Source organism: Priestia sp. P5_B4 (assembly GCF_056400385.1).
Map to the genome: position 1 here is coordinate 1 of NZ_JBFULJ010000930.1, position 1,447 is coordinate 1,447.

The window sequence follows — 1,447 nt, forward strand, 5'->3', positions numbered from 1 at the left end:
GCTCGGTACATTTCAATAGTTGAATCTATTTGATTTTGAAAAATAAATTCTACTTTCCACGCTTCGTCCGGTCCTTTGAGAGAAAAACCTTCTCCGCACTTAGATACAGCCACTGAAGATTCAACTGACACTAATTTAGTTAAAGGGATATTTAAACCTGTTGTTATTTTCCACATTACTCCTAGGGTTGGATTAGTCTCCCCTCTTTCAATTTTCCCTAACGTGAGTTTGCTGACTCCCGTCCTATCTGCTAATTCATCGAGTGTGAATTCTCGCTGTGTTCTTATTTTTCTAAGCTCGTTGCCTACCTTTTTCATCATTTCTTCTGAATGCATTTTTTTCTTCCTTTCTTTTTTATATTATGATACACTTTTTTTGTATATAAGTATACTATAATATACATTTAGGTATTTTTATTAAATAGGAGGAAAAAGTATGAAAGCAATTTTATGGGGGCTTCTCTCGTCTATGTTCTTTTCTGCTACATTTATTGTGAATCGTGCCATGAATGTATCTGGAACAAGCTGGGCTTGGACAGCATCTCTTCGTTTTTTATTAGCACTACCTATTTTACTCATTTTAGTACTTGTACAAAAGAAGTTTACACCATTATGGATGGAAATGAAAAAGCATCCTTTCGCTTGGTTAGGCTGGGGAACTCTTGCAGGAATTGGATTTTATTCATTATTAAGTTTTTCTTCACTTTTTGGACCGTCATGGCTTATAGCTGGAACGTGGCAAGTAACGATCTTGGCAGGTGCGCTCATTTCTCCACTTTTCTATGTAACGATTCAAACTGCAGACGGAAACAAAAAAGTAAGAGGAAACATTCCACTCAAAACGCTTGGTATTTCAACATTTATTTTAGTGGGCGTGATTCTCATGCAAGTTAAAGAAGCTGAAAACATCACGCTTTCACAGTTTGTGTTGGGTTTTCTCCCTGTCGTCATGGCTGCTTTTTTATATCCGCTTGGAAATCGGAAAATGATGGAAGTCTGCAAAGGAAAATTAGATACATTTCAACGTGTTTTAGGTATGGCTATCGGCAGTATACCGCTAAGTATCATCTATGCGATATATGGATTTTATACAACTGGTATGCCAACAGCTCCTCAATTTTCGCAAGCTTTTATATTAGCGATGAGTTCAGGTGTAATTGCGACGATGACTTTCTTTCACGCAACAGACTTGGCAAAAGAAAATTTAGCTTTGCTTGGAGCGGTTGAAGCAACTCAATCGGGCAGCATGATTTTTACCGTTCTTGGCGAAGTGCTTCTATTAAATGGGCGTATGCCAACAGGGATCGCGTTAGCTGGTATGATGATAATTGTAATCGGAATGATCATAAATAGTATGTTAAACAAAAAAACAAAACTATCTCAGACCGCGCCGTCACCCACTCTATTAAAATAAGAAAAGAAGAGATGAAACTCTGTATATAGAGTTT

The 1,447-nt window shown here is 37.2% G+C and carries 2 protein-coding genes; one reads left to right on the forward strand and one right to left on the reverse strand.

What is annotated here, in order from left to right:
- On the reverse strand, nt 1-335 hold a 335-nt coding region (locus AC1DRF_RS27575; protein ID WP_477742255.1), incomplete at its 3' end, for a helix-turn-helix domain-containing protein.
- Between the two features lie 100 nt (nt 336-435).
- Here AC1DRF_RS27575 and AC1DRF_RS27580 point away from each other — a divergent pair.
- The gene (locus tag AC1DRF_RS27580; protein WP_427076458.1) at nt 436-1,413 is read left to right on the forward strand and encodes a DMT family transporter; all 978 of its coding nucleotides are present in this window, start codon (nt 436-438) and stop codon (nt 1,411-1,413) included.
- The last annotated feature ends 34 nt before the right edge of the window (nt 1,414-1,447 follow it).